The sequence below is a fragment of the Terrabacter lapilli genome, assembly GCF_039531305.1.
Taxonomy (GTDB): domain Bacteria; phylum Actinomycetota; class Actinomycetes; order Actinomycetales; family Dermatophilaceae; genus Terrabacter; species Terrabacter lapilli.
The window spans coordinates 162,772-183,221 of sequence record NZ_BAAAPU010000004.1; the positions used below are offsets into that span (position 1 = coordinate 162,772).

22 protein-coding genes are annotated in these 20,450 nt (G+C 71.8%); 7 read left to right on the top strand and 15 right to left on the bottom strand.

Annotation, left to right across the window (positions count from 1 at the left end; translation table 11 throughout):
• The first annotated feature begins 10 nt into the window (after nt 1-10).
• The 3 genes from ABD241_RS06935 to ybaK all read left to right on the top strand — a co-directional run bounded on the left by ABD241_RS06935 (nt 11) and on the right by ybaK (nt 1,653).
• A complete protein-coding gene (locus tag ABD241_RS06935) occupies nt 11-469 on the top strand; it encodes an SRPBCC family protein (protein ID WP_344059835.1) in 459 nt (152 codons plus the stop codon).
• A gap of 66 nt (nt 470-535) precedes the next feature.
• Nucleotides 536-1,156, top strand: a complete 621-nt coding sequence (locus ABD241_RS06940; protein ID WP_344059837.1) for a TetR/AcrR family transcriptional regulator — start codon at nt 536-538, stop codon at nt 1,154-1,156.
• Nucleotides 1,156-1,653 carry a Cys-tRNA(Pro) deacylase gene (gene ybaK / locus ABD241_RS06945; RefSeq protein ID WP_344059839.1) on the top strand — a complete coding sequence of 166 codons (498 nt, stop codon included), beginning with the start codon at nt 1,156-1,158 and terminating at the stop codon, nt 1,651-1,653. Before ABD241_RS06940 ends, ybaK begins: the two co-directional genes overlap by 1 nt.
• 7 nt (nt 1,654-1,660) lie before the next feature.
• Here the strand turns inward: ybaK and ABD241_RS06950 are convergent, their stop codons facing one another.
• On the bottom strand, nt 1,661-2,119 hold the full coding sequence (locus ABD241_RS06950; RefSeq protein ID WP_142185424.1) for an AsnC family transcriptional regulator: 459 nt from the start codon (nt 2,117-2,119) through the stop codon (nt 1,661-1,663).
• A gap of 103 nt (nt 2,120-2,222) precedes the next feature.
• Here ABD241_RS06950 and ABD241_RS06955 point away from each other — a divergent pair, with 103 nt between their 5' ends.
• Both ABD241_RS06955 and ABD241_RS06960 read left to right on the top strand, forming a co-directional pair.
• Nucleotides 2,223-3,164 carry a 5'-3' exonuclease gene (locus ABD241_RS06955; RefSeq protein ID WP_344059844.1) on the top strand — a complete coding sequence of 314 codons (942 nt, stop codon included), beginning with the start codon at nt 2,223-2,225 and terminating at the stop codon, nt 3,162-3,164.
• Nucleotides 3,165-3,197: 33 nt separating this feature from the next.
• On the top strand, nt 3,198-3,422 hold the full coding sequence (locus tag ABD241_RS06960) for a hypothetical protein (RefSeq protein WP_344059846.1): 225 nt from the start codon (nt 3,198-3,200) through the stop codon (nt 3,420-3,422).
• Nucleotides 3,423-3,569: 147 nt separating this feature from the next.
• Here ABD241_RS06960 and ABD241_RS06965 read toward each other — a convergent pair whose 3' ends face one another.
• The 7 genes from ABD241_RS06965 to ABD241_RS06995 form a co-directional block, all read right to left on the bottom strand.
• Nucleotides 3,570-3,770, bottom strand: coding sequence for a cold-shock protein (locus tag ABD241_RS06965; protein ID WP_020144233.1), 201 nt, complete (start codon nt 3,768-3,770; stop codon nt 3,570-3,572).
• A 229-nt stretch (nt 3,771-3,999) separates the two neighbouring features.
• Nucleotides 4,000-6,861: a DEAD/DEAH box helicase gene (locus tag ABD241_RS06970; RefSeq protein ID WP_344059848.1), complete on the bottom strand. Its 2,862-nt coding sequence runs from the start codon at nt 6,859-6,861 to the stop codon at nt 4,000-4,002.
• Nucleotides 6,858-7,763, bottom strand: coding sequence for a YegS/Rv2252/BmrU family lipid kinase (locus tag ABD241_RS06975; RefSeq protein WP_344059850.1), 906 nt, complete (start codon nt 7,761-7,763; stop codon nt 6,858-6,860). Before ABD241_RS06975 ends, ABD241_RS06970 begins: the two co-directional genes overlap by 4 nt.
• Before the next feature lie 9 nt (nt 7,764-7,772).
• Nucleotides 7,773-8,579: a twin-arginine translocase subunit TatC gene (gene tatC, locus ABD241_RS06980; protein WP_344059852.1), complete on the bottom strand. Its 807-nt coding sequence runs from the start codon at nt 8,577-8,579 to the stop codon at nt 7,773-7,775.
• 50 nt (nt 8,580-8,629) lie between these two features.
• A complete protein-coding gene (gene tatA, locus ABD241_RS06985) occupies nt 8,630-9,040 on the bottom strand; it encodes a Sec-independent protein translocase subunit TatA (protein WP_344059854.1) in 411 nt (136 codons plus the stop codon).
• Nucleotides 9,041-9,216: 176 nt separating this feature from the next.
• Nucleotides 9,217-10,206: a helix-turn-helix transcriptional regulator gene (locus tag ABD241_RS06990; RefSeq protein ID WP_344059856.1), complete on the bottom strand. Its 990-nt coding sequence runs from the start codon at nt 10,204-10,206 to the stop codon at nt 9,217-9,219.
• A complete protein-coding gene (locus ABD241_RS06995; protein ID WP_344059858.1) occupies nt 10,203-11,219 on the bottom strand; it encodes a helix-turn-helix transcriptional regulator in 1,017 nt (338 codons plus the stop codon). Before ABD241_RS06995 ends, ABD241_RS06990 begins: the two co-directional genes overlap by 4 nt.
• A 78-nt stretch (nt 11,220-11,297) precedes the next feature.
• Here ABD241_RS06995 and ABD241_RS07000 point away from each other — a divergent pair, with 78 nt between their 5' ends.
• Complete coding sequence (locus ABD241_RS07000) at nt 11,298-12,395, top strand: DUF3866 family protein (protein ID WP_344059860.1); 1,098 nt, start codon at nt 11,298-11,300, stop codon at nt 12,393-12,395.
• A gap of 5 nt (nt 12,396-12,400) precedes the next feature.
• Here ABD241_RS07000 and ABD241_RS07005 read toward each other — a convergent pair whose 3' ends face one another.
• The 3 genes from ABD241_RS07005 to pafA form a co-directional block, all read right to left on the bottom strand.
• Nucleotides 12,401-12,787 (bottom strand): FKBP-type peptidyl-prolyl cis-trans isomerase, encoded by a 387-nt coding sequence (locus ABD241_RS07005; protein WP_344059863.1) that lies wholly within the window; start codon nt 12,785-12,787, stop codon nt 12,401-12,403.
• A gap of 54 nt (nt 12,788-12,841) precedes the next feature.
• Nucleotides 12,842-13,846 (bottom strand): FKBP-type peptidyl-prolyl cis-trans isomerase, encoded by a 1,005-nt coding sequence (locus tag ABD241_RS07010; protein ID WP_344059865.1) that lies wholly within the window; start codon nt 13,844-13,846, stop codon nt 12,842-12,844.
• Between the two features lie 165 nt (nt 13,847-14,011).
• Nucleotides 14,012-15,403, bottom strand: a complete 1,392-nt coding sequence (pafA, locus tag ABD241_RS07015; RefSeq protein WP_344059866.1) for a Pup--protein ligase — start codon at nt 15,401-15,403, stop codon at nt 14,012-14,014.
• A gap of 250 nt (nt 15,404-15,653) precedes the next feature.
• On the opposite strand from pafA, the gene ABD241_RS07020 reads away from it, so the two are divergent.
• Complete coding sequence (locus ABD241_RS07020; protein WP_344059868.1) at nt 15,654-16,955, top strand: coiled-coil domain-containing protein; 1,302 nt, start codon at nt 15,654-15,656, stop codon at nt 16,953-16,955.
• 67 nt (nt 16,956-17,022) lie between these two features.
• On the opposite strand, the gene prcA is transcribed toward ABD241_RS07020, so the two are convergent.
• The 4 genes from prcA to dop all read right to left on the bottom strand — a co-directional run bounded on the left by prcA (nt 17,023) and on the right by dop (nt 20,423).
• A complete protein-coding gene (gene prcA / locus ABD241_RS07025) occupies nt 17,023-17,778 on the bottom strand; it encodes a proteasome subunit alpha (protein WP_344059870.1) in 756 nt (251 codons plus the stop codon).
• Nucleotides 17,775-18,608: a proteasome subunit beta gene (gene prcB / locus ABD241_RS07030; protein WP_344059872.1), complete on the bottom strand. Its 834-nt coding sequence runs from the start codon at nt 18,606-18,608 to the stop codon at nt 17,775-17,777. The genes prcA and prcB overlap by 4 nt, the downstream gene beginning before the upstream one ends.
• Nucleotides 18,605-18,811 (bottom strand): ubiquitin-like protein Pup, encoded by a 207-nt coding sequence (locus tag ABD241_RS07035; protein ID WP_026863386.1) that lies wholly within the window; start codon nt 18,809-18,811, stop codon nt 18,605-18,607. The genes prcB and ABD241_RS07035 overlap by 4 nt, the downstream gene beginning before the upstream one ends.
• A 91-nt stretch (nt 18,812-18,902) precedes the next feature.
• Nucleotides 18,903-20,423, bottom strand: coding sequence for a depupylase/deamidase Dop (dop, locus tag ABD241_RS07040; RefSeq protein WP_344059876.1), 1,521 nt, complete (start codon nt 20,421-20,423; stop codon nt 18,903-18,905).
• Nucleotides 20,424-20,450: the final 27 nt, after the last annotated feature.

The following is a 20,450-nucleotide window of genomic DNA, read 5'->3' on the forward strand; positions in this document are numbered from 1 at the left end:
TCGCGACGGCGTGGAGTTCGACGGCGTCGTGCGCATCCGCGCCTCTCCCGGCCGGGTCTACGAGGTGCTCGCCGACATCCAGGACTGGGCGGTGCATCCGGGCTCACCCGTCGAGGCCATGGAGAAGGACCCCCCGGGCACGACACGCGTGGGGACGCGCTGGCGCGAGGTCGTGCGGATCGCACCACTGGTCACGCTGACGATGTGGAGCGAGGCGACCGAGGTCGCCCCGGACCACCTCCTGGCCCTGAGATTCCGAGGCGGTTCGATGCAGGGACGACTCACCTACACGTTGGTCGAGGACGGGCCGGACACGGTGCTGCGTCAGCAAGAGACGATGCATGCCGTCGGTTGGCTCAAGCCGTTCGACGCGTTTCTCGGCCGCAGCCTCCAGGGGCGCCTCGGACACCGTCTCGACGAGATCCGGGACATGTTCACGGCCGGTGGGCCGGGACCCGAACGACGCTGACCGCCCCCTGTCCGGGCCCGCGGTTTCGGCTGCACCCCTGGTCGGGCTTCGCCATAGACTGCGCCGGTGACGTCCCGCTCCCCCGGCGCCCGGGTCCGCGTGCCACGCGCCGAGCGCGAGGCGCAGATGCTGGACGTGGCTGAGCAGGTCTTCTCGCTGCGCGGCATGCAGGCCGCGACCATGGACGAGATCGCCGAGCTCGTCGGCGTCACCAAGCCGCTCATCTACGACTACTTCGGCTCCAAGGAGGGCCTGTTCGTCGCGACGATCGAGCGCGCCCGCGGACAGCTGCTCACGGCGCTCATCGACTCGTGGGTCGCGCGGCCCTCGGCGCCGCCGCGTGAGCGGGTGCGCGGCGCGGTGCACGCCTTCTTCTCCTTCGTCGACGAGCACGCCCAGGCCTTCGCCCTGCTGCGCACGGAGGGCTCGCTCATCGGCGACGCCTGTGCCTCTGTCGAGCGCATCCGCCAGCAGACCGCGAAGGCGTTCGCCGAGGGGCTCGCCACCCTGCCGGCCTTCGCCGGACTCGAGCCGCGACGCGTCACCGTCATGGCCGAGGTGGTCATCGGCGGCTGCGAGCGGCTCGCCGTGTGGCGCACCACCCACCCGGGGACCAGCGCCGACGAGGCGACCGAGCTCGTCGTCACGACGATCTGGGACGGGCTCAGCTCCGTCCCCGACGGCTGATGGCCAGGCAGCGGCCCGGGGCGGGCCCCTCCACACCGGCCACCGTGGCCCTGGACCGTGCCCGCGTCGACTACGTGCGCCACCCCTACCACCACGACCCGTCGGCGCCCAGCTACGGCCTCGAGGCCGCCGAGGCCCTCGGCGTCGACCCGGCGCGGGTCTTCAAGACGCTGCTCGTCGACACCGGCAGGGGCCTCGCCGTCGGGATCGTGCCCGTCGACCGCCAGCTCGACCTCAAGGCGCTCGCAGCGGCGCTGGGCGCCAAGAGCGTCACCATGGCCGATCCCGCGGCCGCCGAGCGCAGCACCGGCTACGTCGTGGGCGGGATCTCCCCGCTCGGGCAGAAGCGGGCGCTGCCCACGGTCCTGGACGAGACGGCATACGACCTCCCGACGGTCTTCGTGTCGGGCGGGCGCAGGGGCTTCGACATCGAGCTGCGTCCCGCCGACCTCGCGGCCGTGACGCGGGCCGTCCGCGCCCGGATCGGGCGCGCCTGACCGGGGCTCAGGCGTCCTCGTGCGGCATGGCGGAGGCGCTGCGGCCCTCCCACGGGGTCGACAGCACGACGGTCGTGCGGGTCGACACGTTCGCAGCCGAGCGGATGCGCGCCAGCAGGTCCTCGAGGTCGGCAGGCGTCGAGACGCGCACCTTGAGGATGTAGCTCTCCTCACCGGCCACGGAGTGGCAGTCCTCGATCTCGGTGATGTGGCGCAGCCGGTCCGGCACGTCGTCGGGGGCGCTGGGGTCGAACGGGGTCACGGAGATGAGCGCCGTCAGCGGCAGGCCGAGCGCCTCCGGGGACACCTGTGCGGCATAGCCGGTGACGACGCCGCGCTCCTCCAGCCGCCGCACCCGCTGGTGGACGGCAGACGTCGACAGGCCCGTGGCCTTGCCGAGGTCGGTGTAGCTCATCCGGCCGTCGGCGAGCAGCAGGCCGACGAGGCGACGGTCGAGATCTTCCATGGCCGCAGGCTAGTGCAGCACCACCGACCCGGGAGCCGCGTCCTCATGGCGGTACGGTCGCCGACCACCGTGACGCCGGGCGTCGGCCGCTACCCTCTGCCGTATGCCGTCGCCCACCCCCCGGATGCTCCTGCTCGACTCCGCGTCGCTCTACTTCCGCGCGTTCTTCGGCGTGCCGGAGGTGATCGGCCCGAGCGGCGTGCCCACCAACGCCGTGCGCGGGCTGCTCGACATGATCGCCTCCCTCGTCGAGCGGGGCCGGCCCACCCACCTCGTGGCCTGCTGGGACAACGACTGGCGGCCCGCCTTCCGGGTCGAGGCGATCCCGTCGTACAAGGCGCACCGCGTGGCCGAGCCGGGCGACGACAACCTCTCCGGCGAGCAGGTGCCCGAGGCCCTCGGCGTCCAGGTCCCCATCATCGTGCAGGCCCTCGAGGCGCTGGGCATCGCGCGGGTCGGGGCCGACGGCTTCGAGGCCGACGACGTCATCGGCACGCTCGCCACGCGCTACAGCGGCCGTATGCCGGTCGACATCGTCACCGGCGACCGGGACCTGTTCCAGCTCGTCGACGACGCCAACCAGGTGCGGGTCGTCTACACGGCGCGCGGCGGGGTGCGCTCCCCGGACCTCGTCGACGAGGCCTTCCTCGCCTCGAAGTACGGCGTCGGCACCGGACCCGCGTACGCCGACATGGCGGTCCTGCGCGGGGACACGAGCGACGGCCTGCCCGGCGTGGCCGGCATCGGCGAGAAGACCGCCGCCAAGCTCATCACGACGTACGGCTCGCTCGAGGCGATCCGCGCCGCGATCGACAGCGGCGACCCGGCCATCAAGAGGGCCCAGCGCGCTCGGCTCGAAGCGGCCGCCGACTACCTCGACGCCGCACCCCGGGTCGTCGCGGTCGCCAAGGACGCGGCGCTGCCCGACCACGACCTCGCCGCGCCATCGGCCGTGGCGGACCCGGTGCTGATGTCGAGGCTCGCGCTCGAGCACGGCCTCACCTCGTCGTTCGACCGGGTGATCTCGGCGCTCGGCATCGACTGACGGGGCCGCTCGCGGCAGGGCGCATACTGGAGGGTGCCCAACCACGGAACCCCAGACCGCCGACGCCATCTCTCCAGCAGCCCGTTCAGGCCCGCTCCGACACCCGACGTCGAGGAGTTCTCGGTCGGCGACCGGGTGTCGCACCTGCGCCACGGCCTCGGTGTCGTGGTCGCGACCACGGCCGACACGGTGACCCTGAAGTTCGAGTCGGGGGTCGTACGCGTCAACAGCCCCTTCGAGCGCGTGACGCGCATCTGAGGCGCGTCCGGGGGCCGCTGGCGTGGGGCGTTCTCGCCCCACGCCGCGCCACGGGGCCTGCAACGACGACGAAGGCCGGCCCCCTTGCGGGGACCGGCCTTCGTCGTGCGGACCTGGGTCCGGCGGGCTCAGCTCAGATCGGCGAGATCAGAGCGCGCGGACGCGCATCGCCTGCGGGCCCTTGGGGCCCTGCTCGACGTCGAACTCGACGGCCTGGTTCTCCTCGAGGCTGCGGTAGCCGTTGCCCGTGATCTCCGAGTAGTGGACGAAGACGTCGGGACCCTCGGTCGGGGCGATGAAGCCGAAGCCCTTCTCCGAGTTGAACCACTTGACGGTTCCCTGTGCCATGTTTTCTCCTTTTGGGTGAAGTGAGCCGTTGCGTGTCAGCGACCCCCGGTCGGCAGAGACGCGACCACTCCAGAAACCCTGAAGAAACAGTTGCGCTCGCAATGTCGTTCCTTGCGAGCGTGTGAAGACACGAGCACCAAAAACGTCGACCGGTGCTGCAACCATAGCCGAGGCGGGCGCTCCGGGGACAATCGCCGCCGCATCCGGGACGGCAGGACGTCCCGGAGCCTCAGTCCAGCCGGTCGGCCGCGACGACGCCTCGCAGCACGGCGTCGCTCGCCCTCCGCGCCGTCGTCGCCAGCTCCGGCTCCGCCGCGTCGGTGAGCTGGCCCAGCAGGTCGATGACCTGCTTGCAGCGGCGGACGAAGTCCCCTGCTGCGAGGTCGGTCCCCCGCAGCACGTCCTCGAGCCGTTGACCGCTCGCCCACCGGTGCATGGCCCAGGCGATCCCGCCGTCCGGCATACCGGTGCGGGGCAGCGCGAGCGCGCCCTCGGCGTCCTCGAGGTCGGACCAGATCTCGATCATCCGGTCGTACGCCTCGCGCACGTCGTCGTTGGGCCAGCGCGGCGTGAGCCCGCCCTCCTCACGGCGCGGCTCGTGGATCAGCGTCGAGACGATCGCCGCCAGCGACGGCGCATCGAGCCGGCGCCAGGTCCCCTCGCGCAGGCACTCGGCCGCCAGCAGGTCCTTCTCCGTGTAGAGCTGGCGCAGGCGGTTGCCCTCCTCGGTCACCGACTGCCCGCCCTCGCCGAGGTAGCCCATCGTCAGGAGCAGCTCGCAGATGCGGTCGAACGTCTTGGCCACCGAGTTGGTGCGCCCGTCGATCTTGCGCTGGATGCCGTCGGTCTCGCGCCGCAGCCGCCACCACCGCTCGGCCCACCGCGCATGGTTCTCGCGGTCGGGGCACCGGTGGCACGGGTGCGCCTTCATCCGCCGGCGCAGCTCGTCGATGCGCTCGTCGGTCGGGTCGTGCTGGGTGTCGCGCCGGCGGCGCGGAGGGTCGTGCGGCATCGTCGTGCGCAGCGTCGCCGCCAGGTCTCGGCGCGCCTTGGGGTTGCGCGCGTTGAACTGCTTGGGCACCCGCATCGACCCGAGGGGCTCGAGCGGCGTCGGCACGTCGTGCAGCGTGAGGCGCCGCAGCTGGCGGTCCTCGGTGACGACGGCCGGGGACGCGGCCTCACCCTTGCCACCGCGGTTGGGCATCACGACGACGGCGAGGCCGCTGTGCCGCCCTGCCGGGATGCGGACGATGTCGCCGATCTTCAGCGACTCCAGCGAGATCGCCGCCGCAGCCCGGGTCGACGCGGACCGGGCCCTGGCTCCCTCCTTCTCGAGGTCACGGATCTCGTTGCGGATCGCGGCGTACTGGGAGAAGTCACCGAGATGGCAGGTCATCTGCTCGGCGTAGCCGGCCAGGGCCTCCTCGTTGCGGCGCACCGTGCGCACGAAGCCGACCACCGCCCGGTCCGCCTGGAACTGCGCGAAGGAGGTCTCGAGGATCTTGCTCGCGTTCTCGCGACCGAACTGGCGCACCAGGTTCACGGCCATGTTGTACGTCGGACGGAAGCTCGAGCGCAGGGGGTAGGTGCGGGTCGAGGCGAGACCGGCGACCGCGGCCGGGTCGAGCCCACGGTTCCAGAGCACCACCGCGTGGCCCTCGACGTCGATGCCACGACGGCCGGCACGGCCGGTCAGCTGGGTGTACTCCGCCGGCGAGATGTCGACGTGGCTCTCGCCGTTGAACTTCACCAGCTTCTCGAGCACGACGGTGCGGGCCGGCATGTTGATGCCGAGGGCCAGCGTCTCGGTCGCGAAGACCGCGCGGATGCGGCCGGCGGTGAAGAGCTCCTCGACGATCTCGCGGAACGTCGGCAGCATGCCCGCGTGGTGGGCGGCGAAGCCCCGGGAGATCCCGTCGGCGAAGTCCCAGTAGCCGAGCACCGAGAGGTCCTCCTCGGCCAGGCCCTGGATGCGCTCCTCGACGAGCCGTCGGTTGGCCTCCCCGTCGGACTCCGGGATGAGGCGCATCCCGCTGGACAGCAGCTGCCCGACCGCGCCGTCGCAGCCGGCACGGCTGAAGATGAAGGTGATCGCCGGCAGCAGGCCCTCCCGCTCGAGCCGGTCGATGACCTCCGCCCGGGTCGCCTGGCCGCCGGGGCGTCCGCCGCGGGCGAACCCGCGGCCACCGTCGCCGCCACCGGGCCCGCGGCCTCCCGAGGAGTCGTTGCCCCGGCGTCCCCGTCCGCCCCAGTCGTCGCGACCGGTGCCGTTCTTGCCGCCGTTCTTGCCGTGCAGGCGGCCCTTGTCCCGTCCGCCGCGCGAGCTGACCCAGTGCGAGTCCCAGGCGCCGCGGCCCTCCGAGCCCCGGATGGCGTGCACGAGGTCGGGGTTGACGCTGACCGGGTAGTAGCCGGGGTCGACCACGACGTCCTCGTCGTCGTCCGCCTGACGCTCCTCGACGAAGAGGTCGAACAGCGTCTGGCCCACCATCATGTGCTGCCACAGCGGCACCGGGCGGTGCTCCGAGACGATGACCTCGGTGTCACCCCGCACCGCGTCGAGCCACGCCCCGAACTCCTCGGCGTTGCTGACGGTCGCCGACAGCGACACGACGCTGACGTCGGGGGGCAGGTGGATGATGACCTCCTCCCACACGGCACCCCGGAAACGGTCCGCGAGGTAGTGGACCTCGTCCATGACGACCCAGCCCAGCCCACGCAGGGTGGTCGACCCGGCATACATCATGTTGCGCAGCACCTCGGTCGTCATGACGACGATCGGCGCCTCACCGTTGATCGAGGCGTCGCCCGTGAGCAGCCCCACCCGGTCGGCGCCGTGGACGCGTACGAGGTCGGCGTACTTCTGGTTGGACAGCGCCTTGATCGGGGTCGTGTAGAACGCCTTGCGCCCGGTCGCGAGGGCCAGGTGCACCGCGAACTCGCCGACGACGGTCTTGCCGGCGCCGGTCGGTGCGGCCACGAGCACGCCGCGGCCCTCCTCGACGGCCCGGCAGGCCTCGATCTGGAAGTCGTCGAGCGGGAAGTCGAGCTGTGCAGCGAACTCGGTCAGGCGCGGCCAGCTGGCGATCACGAGAGCACCTCCGTCGGGGTCAGGACGTGCAGGGCGCCGGGGACGACCTCTGCGTCGATGGGAAGGTCGGCGAACATCTCGCCGTCGGCCTGCGAATGGATGCCTTCCGCCTCCAGGCGAACTCGGCGGGCCCGGTGGATCTGGACCGCGGGATGGGTGGTGTGGGTCCCGGAGTAGACCTTCGGGAAGACGCGCAGGAACGCCGGGATCGACAGCGCGCCCACGATCATGACATCGAAGTACCCGTCGGCCACATCCGCACTCGGGCACACCCGCATGCCGCCCCCGAAGGAGGTCGTGTTGGCGACCGCCACGAGCATCGCGCGGGTCTCGATGCGGCAGCCGTCGAGCTCCACCGCGTACGGGATCGGCCGGAAGACCGGGAGCTCGCGCAGGACGGCGAGGTTGTAGCGCATCTGGCCGTGCGGCCAGCGCATCCGCTGGGCCCTGGCGTTGACGACGGCGTCGAAGCCGGCCCCCAGCACCCCGGCGAACCACCGGTCCCCCGCTGCTGCATGGCTGACGCGCCCCAGGTCGATCCTGCGCGTGAAGCCGGTGTCCAGGAGCGCCACGGCCGCCCCCGCGTCCCGGACCGGCAGGCCGAGGTTGCGCGCGAAGTCGTTGCCGGTGCCGGCCGCGACGACGGCCAGGCGCGTGCCGGTGCCGCCGCACAGGTTGACGCCCAGGTGCACCATGCCGTCGCCGCCGACGACGGCCACGACGTCGACCCCCTCGTCCACGACCTCACGGGCGCGGGACCGCGCCTCGGCGTAGTCGCGTCCCGAGACGTCGACGACCTCGTGCCCCGCCTCGCGCAGCAGCCGTCCGGCCTGCGCGCCGATGACCCGTCCGGCGCCCTTCCCAGCGGTCGGGTTGACGATCAGGGCGACACGCTGGGACACACCCGAACGCTACAGGGCCGACGCCTGGTCGTCGGGGACCTCCAACCAGTCGGGCTTGTGCTCCTCCTTGCGCCGGTCGACGAGGAACGCGACGCCGACGGAGGCGAAGTAGAGGGCCACCATCGGGGCGGCGAGGAACAGCATCGTGTAGGCGTCGGGGGTCGGCGTCATGACGGCGGCGAAGACGAGGATGATCATGACCGCCGGGCGCCAGCCCTTGAGCATCGCCCGCGCGGGCAGCACGCCGATGAGGTTGAGCGCCACGAGGAAGACCGGCAGCAGGAACGCGCACCCGAAGGCCACGATGAACTTCAGGACGAAGTTGAGGTACTGCGAGCCGTCCTGCAGGTTGTAGGCGCCCGTGGGCGTGAAGCCGAGGAGCACGGCCACGGCCTTGGGCACCATGATGAAGGCGAAGAAGCAGCCGGCGAGGAAGAGCGGCACCGCGGCGACGACGAAGAGCCGCGCGACGAGCTTCTCCTTGCTCGTCAGGCCCGGGACGATGAAGCCCCAGATCTGGAACAGCCAGATCGGCGAGGCGATGATGAGCCCGACGAAGAGCGAGGTCGTCAGCTGCAGCGCGAACGCGTCGGTCATGCCCGCGAAGTTGATGTTGACGACGCTGTGCCGCTGCGCCGCGATGTCGCGCAGGGGGCGGGTCAGGGCCTCGATGACCCGGTCGTAGTAGATCCAGCCGACCACGCCGCCGATGACGATCGCGATGGCGCTGATGGTGATGCGGTTGCGCAGCTCGCGGAGGTGGTCACCGAGCGACATCCGCCCCTCGGGGTCGCGCTGACGTCGGAGTGAGGGCATTCAGGTGAGTCCGATGAAGGAGGCTGGAAGGGGTCCGGGAACCGACCCGCTCAGAATGTGGTGTCGCGGCGGAGGTCGTCGTTGCTGCTCGTGCTCCCGGGAGCGCCCGTGGCGCTGGGAGTGCTCGTGGTGCCCGGAGCGGGCGTGTGGGTCGGCGTGCTGGCCGCGCGGAGGCGGTCGGCCTCGGCTCGTGCCTCGGCGGCGCGGCGCTCGGCGTCGGCGAGGCGGGCTTCCGCCGCGCGGCGTTCGGCGTCGGCGTCGACGACGTCACCGGGGACCGTGGTGCGGGAGGCCTCGCTGGGCGCCGGCTTGCCGTCCTTCTTCAGCTCGTCGACCTCGGACTTGAAGACGCGCGCCGAGCGACCGAGGCTGCGGGCCATGTCGGGGAGCTTCTTCCAGCCGAACAGGGCGATGAGCACGACCGCGATGATGATGAGTTCGGGGGCACCCAGGTTGGGCATGGTGACGTCTCCTCGTGAAGAGCCGGTCCGGGTCCGGACCGTCATGGGGCAGCCTCGGTGCTGCAGGTGTCCAGCATACGTGCGCCCGGTGAACAACACCTGTGCTACGTCCGTCCCGCGCCGCGCGACCGAACGGTGGACATCGGCGTCCAGTGGATGGACAGCGTCGGGCAGGGTCAGGCGCGGTCGTACGCAGCCAGCGCCTCCCGGGCCTCCCGGGCCACCGCCTCGACCAGCTCGCGCGGCTCGACGACCCGAGCCTCCCCGCCGAGACGGAGCACGAGGCGTCGGACCAGGGCCGGGTCGGCGACCTTGAGGGTCACCTGCAGGGAGCCGTCGGCGCCGCGGACCACTCCCTCGTTGGGGTAGTAGTCGGCGATCCACGCGGCCCAGCGGCTGGCCTCGAGGACGACCGTGAGGTCGTTCTCGCCGGGGACGAAGACGTCGTCGAGGTCGCGCGGACGGGCGTCGGGCGGCGGCGTCCCGTCGACGTCGAGGACCGTCGCGTCCTCGATGCAGTCGAGGCGGAACAGGCGAACGCCCCGTGCCCGGTGGCAGTAGCCCTCGACGTACCACTGCGAGTCGAGGTTGAGGATGCGCATGATGTCGACGTCGCGCTCGGTGGACTCGTCGCGGGTGGCGACGTAGTAGCGCAGGTGCACCCGGCGACCACGCGCGAACGCGTCCTTGAGCGTCGCCATGGCCGGGTGCTGGCTGCCGTCGTCGAGGTCGAGGGCGATGCGGCCGGTCGGCTCGCCGACCGTGGTCGCCGCTGCGGCCCGGATCTTGGCCAGCGTGCGCTCGGCGACGTCCGACCCGACCAGGGTGGACCCCAGGGCCTGCAGGCCGGCCGTGAGGGTGACCGCCTCGTCGCGGGTCAGGCGCATCGGCGCGGCGATGTCGTCGGCGTTGTCGAGGTAGATGTAGCCGCTGTCCCACTGCGCGTCGATCAGCTCGGAGTGGCCGTAGCCCGGGGTCCCGCACACGAACAGCAGCTCGAGGTCCTCGACGATCTGCTGCTCGTCGACCCCGAACTCGCGCGCGGCGTCCCCGATCGCCACCCCCCGGTGCTGCAGCAGCCAGGGGACCATGTCGAGGAGCCGGCCCAGCCGCTGCGTCGCGGTCTCGGTGGGCTTGCGAGCCGCCGTCCGACGTGCCGCGCTCATGCCCGCTCCCCCGTCGGTGCTCCCACCGGCTGGCGCGAGCGTCGCTCGTGGGCCTCGGCCACGGCCAGCAGCGCCGAGCACACGCCGTCGACGAGCTCGGGCGGCGCCACCGCGACGGCATGGGTGCCGAGCGCCACGACGTCGCGCTCGGTCGTGCCGCGACGGTAGGGCAGCTCGATGTCGGCCCAGGACTCGTCGACCTCGGTCGTGCGCACGGCGTGGCGGCGCAGCGTGTGGCCCCGCCCGTGGCGCACCCGCACCACGGCGGTGCCCTCCGGCTCGGGGAGCTCGGCCTCGAGGGCCACCTCGGGCACGTGGTCGGTCGGGACGGCATACGTCCCCGCCCTGCCCTTGCGGTGCACCGGACCCTCGAAGCGGCTGAGGCGGAAGGCACGCTCACCGCGACGGTCGACGTCATAGCCGGTCAGGTACCAGCGGCCGTGCCAGTTCTTGAGGGCCCAGGGCTGCACGTGGCGGGTGGTGAGCTCCCCGTCGTTGCGGCGGTAGTCGAAGGTGATCGGCTGCAGCGCCGACACGGCCGCGTGCACGGCCTCGAAGGCCGGCTCCTTGGTGCGGATGCGCGGCTCGGCCCCGGCGGCGACGGACTCGTCGATCTCGACGCCCGACAGGCGCAGCTTGCGCAGGCCCGCCGACGCCGCGCCCGAGATGCTCGCCGTCGACCAGGCGCGGGCGGCGAGGGCGAGCGCGGCCATCTCGTCGGGCTCGAAGCTGATGGCCGGCAGCGCCGTCTCGCTCGCGTCGATGCGGTAGCCGACCTCGTCGTCGAAGAGGACGTCGAGCACCGTCGTCGTGATCGGGATGCCCATCTCGCGCAGCTCGTCCTTGTCACGCTCGAACATGCGGTCGAACGCCTCGTCGGAGCTCGCCTGGGCGTAGGCGGGCAGCGACTCGCGGATCTTCTGCTTCGAGACCGGTCGGCGGGCCGACTTGAGCGCGAGTATGAGGTTGAGCAGCCGTTCGGTCTTCTCGGCCGAGGCAGACGCAGGGCTCATCGAGACCTTCCTGACGGGGGCGGCGCGCGGGCGGGCAGTCCGACGCTACCCGAACATGCGATCGAATAGGGTCACCGCATGATCCAGTGGCGTCGGGGAGTCGTGGTCGAGGTGCGTACGCGCTGGGCGGGGGCGATGGAGTATGCCGTGCGCCTGGCCTCCGGTGACAGCGTCCGCGCGCTCGGCTACGTCGACACCGTCGGCGAGCTCGCGGCCGGCACCGATGTGCTGCTCAACACGACGGCGCTCGAGCGGGGGCTCGGCACCGGCGGGCTCGCCATCGTGGTCGCCGCCCCGGACGCCCTGCCCCGGCCCGTGGACGACGTCACCGCCGTGGCGGGCCATGTCGTCAAGGCGCGCTACACGCCCAGCCAGACCATGGTGCTGGGCGTGGACGAGCAGGACAGCGAGCACCACGCGACCCTGGCCGACGCCGACGACCTCGCGGGGATGCCGGTGGTGGTCGCCGACCTCCACTCCGCGCTGCCGGCGATCCTCGCCGGCCTGCGCGAGGCTTCCCCGCAGCTGCGCGTCGCCTACGTCATGACCGACGGCGGCGCGCTGCCGATCGACTTCTCCCGCACCGTCGCCGGGCTGCGCGAGGCCGGTTGGCTGGCGGCCTCCGTCACCGTCGGGCAGGCCTACGGCGGGGACCTCGAGGCCGTCAACGTCCACACCGGCCTGCTGGCCGCCCACCACGTCGTCGGTGCCGACGTCGTCGTCGTGTCCCAGGGGCCGGGCAACCTGGGCACCGGCACGCGCTGGGGCTTCTCCGGCACGTCCGCCGGCGAGGCGGTCAACGCCGCCGGGACCTTGGGCGGCAGGCCCGTCTGCTCGCTGCGGATCTCGGAGGCCGACCCGCGCGAGCGGCACCGCGGCGTCTCGCACCACAGCCTCACGGCATACGGCAGGGTGTCACTGGTGCCGGCGGACGTCCCCGTGCCCGTGCTCCCCGGCGAGCTGGGAGGCCGGGTGCTCGCCCAGGCGCGGGAGCTGTGCGACTCGAGCGCGGGGCGGTTGGCGTTCCACGAGGTGGGCGTCGACGGGCTCGACGCGGCGCTGCGCGCGAGTCCCGTCCCGCTGCGCACCATGGGCCGCGGATACGACGACGACCGCGCCGGTTTCCTCGGCGCGGCCGTCGCGGGGCGGTATGCCGCCCGGATGCTGCAGGACTAGACCACTCAGCGCACGTCGTCGAGGTCGACGACGAAGATCAGGGTCTCCCCCGGCTTGATCGCGGCGCCGGCGCCACGCTCGCCGTAGGCCAGGTGCGAGGGGATGGTCAGCTTGCGACGGCCCCCGACCTTCATGCCCTCGATGCCCTTGTCCCAGCCGGGGATGACCATGCCGACCCCGAGGCGGAAGGCGAGCGGCTCGCCCCGGTTCCACGAGGAGTCGAACTCCTCACCGGTCGAGTGCGCGACGCCGACGTAGTGGGCGCTGACGGTGTCGCCCGCCTTCGCCTCGCGGCCGTCGCCCTCGATGAGGTCCTCGACGACGAGGTCGGTGGGCGCGTCACCCTCCGGGAAGTCGATCTCGGGCTTCGTGCGGTTGGGGTCGAGTGCCATGCTGCGGGTGCCTTTCGTCCGTGGTGGCTGTTCGTGGGGCAGGTGCTGGGGGTGTCAGTACGCGTCGAGGATGTCGACGACGAACACCAGGGTGTCCGTGCCGGAGATCTTCGGCGGGCTGCCGGCCTTGCCGTAGCCGTCGGCCGGCGGGATGACGAGCAGCACCCGGCTGCCCACCTTCTTGCCCACCAGGGTCGAGTCCCAACCCTTGATGACGCCGCCGACCCCGATCGGGAAGTCCGCGGGCGTGCCACGCTCCCACGAGGAGTCGAAGACGCTGCCGTCCTTCCAGAGGACGCCGTGGTACTGGGCGCTGATCGTCTGACCCTTCTGCACGACCGGGCCGGTGCCCTCGACCAGCGTCGCCTGCTGCGTCGTGGTGGGGGCCTTCGTCTTCGGGACGGTCACGGTCGGCGCCTTGGTCGGGCCGTTCTTGAACTCGACCGTGGGCAGGCCGGCGGGCGAGGGTGACTGCGCACCGTCGACCTTGGTCATCGGGGTGTGCACGTCGGCGATGTCGGCCACGACGACGATCGTGTCGGTGCCCTTGATGCCGAGCTGCTGGTTGCCCGCGCTTCCGAAGCCCTTGGCCGGCGGGATCGTGAAGGCGATGCGACCGCCCTTGGTGGCGCCCACGAGGCCCTCGGTGAAGCCCGGGACGATGTCGGTGCGGGCCAGGCGGTAGCTCTCGGTGGGGCGGCCGGCGGTGAAGCCGTTGTCGAGGAGCTTGCCGGTCGTGCCGTTGTAGATCTGGGCGCGCAGCTTGACCGTGTCGGCCTTGGTCGCCGCCTTGCCGGTTCCCGGCGTCAGCACCTTGTGCTCGACGTTCGTGGAGCTGATGGGCGTCTTGCCGAGCGTGACCTTGGGCGCGGTCTTGAGGTCGACCGCCCCGGTGGCGGTGAGCCCCTGCAGCGCGGCCGAGGCGGCTGCGCTCGAGCTTGCGGTCGAGGACGCGGCGCCCGAACCGCCGGAGCCGGAGCCGCACGCGGCGACGGTGGTGAGCCCGAGAGCGGCGGTCAGGACAACGGCCATGCGGTAGGCCGGACGGTTGAGACGCACAGGGAAGACTTTCGGTCGGGAGTGGGCGGGCACGAGGGTCCCGCAGGTCAGAGCCCGGCCACTGTAACGCCCGCCCTTGTGCGCGTTTCACAGCGCACTGACAGGTTCCGCTGCGACCGCGGGCGCTCTGTGCGGCCCGTCCGGGAGCGGCCCGGGCCCGATCGGTCAGAGGGGACGGTGGCTCGCGGGCGACCGGTCGATGCTCTCCATGAGCCGTTCGACCCTCTCGTCCACGGCCTTGAACGGGTCCTTGCACAGCACCGTGCGCTGGGCCTGGTCGTTGAGCTTGAGGTGCACCCAGTCGACCGTGAAGTCGCGACCGTGCGCCTGGGCCGCGCGGATGAAGTCGCCGCGCAGCTTGGCACGCGTCGTCTGCGGTGGCCGAACCTTGGCCTCGAAGATCTCGACGTCCGAGGCAACCCGGGCCGTGCGGCCGTGGCGCTGCAGGAGGTAGAAGAGGCCACGGCGGCGGTTGATGTCGTGGTACGCGAGGTCGAGCTGCTGGACCCGGGCATCGGTCAGGGACAGGCCGTGCTTGGCCCGGTAGCGCTCGATGAGGCGGTACTTGATGACCCAGTCGATCTCGGTCTCGATCGCCCCGAGGTCGCCGGCGCCGATGGCGTCGATCGCCCGGCCCCACAGGTCGATGACCTGCTTGGTGTCAGGGCTGTGCGTGCCCTCCCTGTCGACGAACTCGACGACCTTGTCGAGGTACTCGCGCTGCATGTCGAGCGCCGAGAGCTCTCGGCCGTTGGCCAGGCGCACCGTCGCCCGTCCGCTGGGGTCGTGGCTCATCGTGCGGATGGCGCGGATGGGGTTCTCCATCGACAGGTCGCGCATGACGACCCCCGCCTCGATCATCCGCAGGACGAGGTCGGCACTGCCGACCTTGAGCAGGTTGGTCGTCTCGGACATGTTGGAGTCGCCGACGATGACGTGGAGGCGGCGGTAGCGCTCAGCGTCCGCGTGCGGCTCGTCACGGGTGTTGATGATCGGCCGGCTGCGGGTCGTGGCCGATGACACGCCCTCCCAGATGTGGTCGGCGCGCTGGCTGACGGCGAAGCTGGCCCCGTGGGCCGTGGTGACGACCTTCCCGGCGCCGCACATGATCTGGCGGCTGATGAGGAAGGGGATGAACATGTCGGACACCCGCTGGAAGTCGCCGGTGCGCCCGTAGAGGTAGTTCTCGTGGCAGCCGTAGGAGTTGCCCGCGGAGTCGGTGTTGTTCTTGAAGACGAAGATCTCGCCCTCGACCCCGTCGTCGCGCAGGCGACCCTGGGCATCCTCGACGAGCCCCTCGAGGATGCGCTCCCCCGCCTTGTCCTGGACGACGAGCTCGCGCACGGAGTCGCACTCGGCCGTCGCGTACTCCGGGTGCGAGCCGACATCGAGGTAGAGGCGAGCGCCGTTGCCGAGGAAGACGTTGCTCGAGCGGCCCCATGCGACGACGCGACGGAACAGGTAGCGGGCGACCTCGTCCGGGGTCAGCCGACGCTGGCCCTGGGTGGTGCAGGTGACGCCGTACTCGTTCTCGATCCCGAAGATCCGCCGCTCCATGGACCAACTCTAGGTGGCGGCCGGCTCTTGACCGGGTCCGACCGGCCCCTTGTGGACGACTTCCGCACAACCACGGGCCCGGGGGTCCAGCACCCGGGACAGGTCCGGGGGTGCCTGCCGGTCCACGGTGGGGTCAGGGTTGCGCCGTCGCACACGGTCCGTGCCACGGTGACCGGAGTCCGGCGACGCCTGCCACAATGTCGCCGTCCCCTCATGCCGTGTCCCTCCACCTCCTCTGCATTGGACGGAAATGATCGACAGACCCCACTTCAAGTTCTCCCGCCGCGGCTACGAGCCGGAGGAGGTGGACGCCTTCATCGAGTCGCAGAACCGCACGCTTCAGGCGGCCAAGAAGGACGCCGCCGAGCGGAGCGTCGAGCTGACGAAGCTCAACGCAGCCCTGTCCGACCTGCGGGGCCAGCTCGGGCAGCAGGCCCGCGTCATGGCGGAGCTGAAGAACGCGTCCGCGGGCCCGGCGCAGAGCTACGCCGACCTCGGTGAGCGGATCACGCAGATCCTCACGCTCGCCGACCAGGAGGCCGCGGAGATGCGCAACCGCGCGGCGGCCGACGCCGAGGAGATCCGCGAGCGGGCCAACCGTGCCGCCGCGGACCTGAAGACGACCACGACGACGTACGCGGACCAGGCCCGGGCGCGTGCAGACGAGGAAGCCGTGCGGGTCATCGCGCAGGCCAACCGGGAGGCCCAGGCCGTCGTGGCCGAGGCGCAGAGCGTCATGGCGGCCCAGCGTCAGGAGGCGGCCGCCGAGCTCGAGGCCCAGCGCCTCAAGGCCTCGACCGCCTCCGCGGAGCTCGAGGTCAGCCTGGCTGCTCGCCGCGAGTCGGCGGACGCGGAGTTCGAGGCCCGTCGCCAGCAGATGGAGGCCGCGTTCACCGAGAGCGAGGCCCGTATGCGTCAGCTGACCCAGCGCGCCGAGCAGGACGCCAACGAGATGCGGGCTCGGGCCAAGCGCATGCTCGAGACGGCCCAGAGCCAGGCCGACCAGATCGTGTCCGAGGCCCGCGACCACGCATCTCGGGTGCGCGAGGAGTCCGAGCGCGAGCTCGCCGCCGCCTCCGCGCAGCGCGACAGCATCACGGGGCAGCTGGCGAACGTCCGCCAGATGCTGGCCACCCTCGGTGGTGGCGCCGTGGTGGAGTCGCTCGACTCCCCGGAGACGGCCCAGGGAGCCGACGTCTCCGGCGGGGCTGCGGCCCAGGCCGGCGCGGCGCAGCCGCAGGCCAGGGCCCAGACCCAGGCCGCGGGCGTGCAGCAGCGCACCGCGAACGACAACCACGGAGGCGACGCCGGCGAGGACCCCACGCCCGCCGCTCAGCCGACGGCGGGCACCCAGGCCGGTCCCGCTGGCGCAGCCGACCAGGTCGACGAGGTGGCTGCGCAGGCCGCGGGGGCCTCGAGGCCCGGTTCCCCGGCCGCCCAGCGCGACGAGGCCGGTGAGCAGCAGGCCGAGGACGCTTCCGAGCCTGCCGGGGACGGGCCGGCGCACCAGACAGGTGCGACCGGCAAGCGTGTGGGCGCCAGCCGCCGCTGATCTCGTCGACTCAGAGACATCGAGGGGCGCCCCCTTCCGGGGGCGGCCCTCGTGCGTCCGCAGCCGGTCAGCCGACCGGGCCGGTTTCGGGTGGAGCTGCCGGCGCCACCTCGTCGGAGGACTCACCGGCCGGCTCACCGAGCAGGCGCGAGAGCACCGGGCCGACGATGCGCCGGAAGGAGCGGCGCGGTCGGTCGCGGTCCAGCACCGCGACCTCGAGCTGGCCCTCGTCGAGGTTTCGGCGCTCGCCGTTCTCCCCGGCCCCCAGGACGTCGACGGCCAGGCGCAGGACCTCGGCGAGCGACATGCCGGGTCGCCATCCGGTGGTCAACCGTTCCTCGGCCGCGTCGCTCGCACCGCCCATGGCCACGAAGCCGCGCTCGTCGGCGACGGAGCCGTCGTAGGTGAGCCGGAAGATCTGGTCGCTGTCGGGGTCGGCACCGACCTCGGCCACCACGATCTCGATCTCGAGGGGCTTGGACTCCTGGGTGAAGACGGCACCGAGGATCTGGGCGTAGGTGTTGGCCAGGGCGCGAGCCGTCACGTCGGTGCGGTCGTAGGAGTAGCCGCGCAGGTCGGCGTAGCGGATGCCGGCCACCCGCAGGTTCTCGAACTCGTTGTAGCGCCCGACCGCTGCGAAGGCGATGCGGTCGTAGATCTCGGAGACCTTGTGCAGGGCCCGCGACGGGTTCTCGGCGACGAAGGCGATGCCCTTGTCGTAGCCCACGACGATGACCGAGCGGCCTCGAGCGATCCCCTTGCGGGCGAAGTCCGCCCGGTCCTTCATGACTTGCTCGGGCGGGACGTAGAACGGCATGGTCATCGCGCGCCTCCCGGGTTGTCACGGCGCGCTGCGATGACCTGCTGGACATGGCCCTCGAGCACGTCCTGCGGGACGAACCGGACGCCGGCGTGGTCCACGACGGCGACCGTCGGCCAGATCTGACGACCGACGTCGGGACCTCCCGTGGCCGAGTCGTCGTCGGCGGCGTCGTAGAGGGCCTCCACGGCCACCGACACCGCCTGCTGCTCCTCGAGCCCGGGACGCCACAGCTTCTTGAGGGACCCCCGGGCGAAGACCGAGCCGGATCCCGTCGAGTGGTGCCCACCCTCGACGTAGCAGCCACCGGTGACGTCGTAGGAGTAGATCCGGCCGGTGGCCGACTCCAGGTCGAAGCCGGCATAGGTCGGCACGACGGCCAGCCCCTGCATCGCGAGCCCGAGGTTGCCGCGGATCATCGAGGCGAGGCGGTTGGCCTTGCCCTCGAGCGACATGATGGCGCCCTCGATCTTCTCGTAGTGCTCGAGCTCGACCTGGTAGAGGCGCACCAGCTCGATGGCCAGGCCGGCGGTGCCGGCGATCCCGACGACGCTGTACTCGTCGGCGGCGAACACCTTCTCCATGTCACGGTTGGCGATGATGTTGCCCATGGTGGCCCGGCGGTCGCCGGCCATGACGACCCCGCCGTCGAACAGCAGCGACACGATGGTGGTGCCGTGCGGGGCCTCGATGGTGGCACCGGACGGGAGTCGACGGGCGGACGGGAGCAGCTCGGGGCGGTAGGCGGAGACGAACTCGGTGAAGGACGAGGAGCCTGCGCGGAGGAAGGCGTCGTCGAGCGGCCGGGAACGTCCTGTGGACGCTGGGGTCACTGGCCGCCCTTCTGCACGAAGCCGCGGACGAACTCCTCGGCGTTGGACTCCAGGACCCCGTCGATCTCGTCGAGGACGCTGTCGATGTCGTCGGACAGGCCCTCCTTGACCGCGGCCCCGGCCGGCGCGGCGGGAGGGGCTTCCGGTGTCTCCGGAGGCTCCTCGTCACGACGCTGCGGCTTGACGTGCTCCTGACCCGGCATGGCTACCTCCCAGACGTGAAGAACCTGTTGACTCGACCCTAACCCGTAGGGCCCACGCCGACCGAGCACCGAGCCGTGATCCGCCGCAGGCTCACTCGGGCGTGGCGAGCCCGCGGAGCAGCTCGGCGACGTCGCCGCTCTGCTCCAGCAGGGCACCGACCTGCGCGCGGGTGCCGCGTTCGGGCTCGAGGATGGGCACGCGCTGCAGGCTGGCCCGGCCGGGCACGTCGAAGACGACGGAGTCCCAGCTCGCCGAGAAGACCTGCGGGGTGAAGCGGCGGACGCACTCGCCCCGGAACCAGGCGCGCGTGTCCTCGGGGGGCGTGGTCTGTGCGGCCTTGACCTCCTCCGGGGTGACGAGGTCGCGCAGCATGCCGCGGTCGCGCAGGCGGTGCACGAGGCCCTTCTCGGGGCGCACGTCGGCCCACTGGATGTCGATGGCGGCGAGCCGGTGGTCGTCCCAGCCGAGGCCGTCGCGGGCGCGGTAGCCCTCGAGAAGCCCCAGCTTGGCGACCCAGTCAACCAGCGGCGCGCACGACATGACGTCGGCGCCGAGCCCGGTCAGCACCTCCTCCCACAGGCTCATGACCTCGCCGGTCGCGTCCGGGACGGGGTCGTCGCCCCGCCGGTCGAGCCAGGTGCGAGCGGCTTCGTGGTACATCCACTGCAGGTCGAGGGCCGTGACCGAGCGCCCGTCGACCAGCTCGACGGTCGCCTGCAGCGACGGGTCGTGCGAGACGGTCTGCAGGGCCGCGACCGGACGCCGGATCGACCAGTCCTCGGTCAGGTGCCCGTCCTCGATCATCCCGAGCACGAGGGAGGTGGTGCCGGTCTTGAGCAGCGTCGCGACGTCGAGGTGGGTGGCGTCGCCGATGATGACGTGCAGCCTCCGGTAGCGGTCAGCCACGGCGTGCGGCTCGTCACGGGTGTTGATGATCGGGCGCTTCAGCGTGGTCTCGAGGCCCACCTCGGTCTCGAAGAAGTCCGCGCGCTGGGAGATCTGGTAGCCCGCCCCACGGCTGTCCACGCCCAGCCCCACCCGGCCGGCACCGCATACGACCTGACGGCTCACGAAGAACGGGATGAGGTGACGCACGATGTCGGGAAAGGGAGTCCGGCGCGGCATGAGGTAGTTCTCGTGGGTGCCGTAGGACTGGCCCTTGCCGTCCGCGTTGTTCTTGTAGAGGTTGACCGGCGGCTGCCCGGGCCGTGCGGCGAGCAGCCGCACCGACTCGAGCGCGATGGCGTCGCCGGCGCGGTCCCAGGTGACGGCGTCGCGCGGGAGGGTCACCTCCGGCGAGCTGTACTCGGGGTGCGCGTGGTCGACGTAGTAGCGGGCGCCGTTGGTGAGCACGACGTTCGCGAGCGTCGGGTCCTCGACGTCGGTGAGCTGGCTCGGGTCGGCGGTCTGCCGGTCGAGCTGCCAGCCGCGCGCGTCGCGCAGCGGGTCCTCGAAGGCGTAGTCCCAGCTCGACTGGTTGGACCGGATGCCCTGCGCGGCGGCATAGACGCTGATGACCTGGCCCGAGAGGAACATCGGGTTGGCCATCGGGTCACCGGGCACGGAGATGCCGTACTCGGTCTCGAGTCCCATGATCCGCCGCACCGTCATGGCCCGACGATAACCGCCCCTGCCGCA